This is a genomic window from Ligilactobacillus pabuli, from assembly GCF_022836475.1.
Classification (GTDB): Bacteria; Bacillota; Bacilli; order Lactobacillales; family Lactobacillaceae; genus Ligilactobacillus; species Ligilactobacillus pabuli.
On sequence record NZ_BQXH01000008.1, the window covers coordinates 1 to 534 of the forward strand.

Sequence of the window (534 nt, forward strand, 5' to 3'; positions counted from 1 at the left end):
GCGTTGAAACACCTCTATTTCCGCAGCTGAGGTTTCGGTAATGCTGAGATGGTGTGACAAAAGACGACGTCCATAAAGATCGAGAACACCACTGAGTCGAATCTTATGTTCACCATTGGGACCAAATCTCAATTCGGTTGAATCCGACAACCAAACCTTATTAGGTGCGTCTGTCTCAAAGTCTTGGTCCAAGACATTGTCTTGAATATATTGTTCACTTACTTCCTGACGGTTGTGTTTCTTAACCCGAATCTGACATCTCAGGCCGAGTTCACGCATTACACGTCGGACCATCTTATGTGTCACTTGAAAAGTGATCGACTCATCGTGTTTAAGATTCACTAAAAGATTTCCAGCACCGATGCCTTGGTGGTGAAAATTAAACCAGTATTGTGTTCGTTCCTTGAGTTGACGATTGCGAGTTTCCCACGCAGTTTCTTCTCGTTTTAAGCCTTTGTAATAAGCCTGTCGGCTTACGCCGACAACGGCCAATAATTTGGTGAGTGCACCATGCTTACCTTGACTGACTTCTTT

The 534-nt window shown here is 44.0% G+C and carries 1 protein-coding gene; it reads right to left on the reverse strand.

The features are described 5' to 3' along the window. Window positions 1-534: transposase family protein (locus tag LPAF129_RS05095; RefSeq protein ID WP_507762882.1), on the reverse strand; the 534-nt coding region annotated here is incomplete at both ends.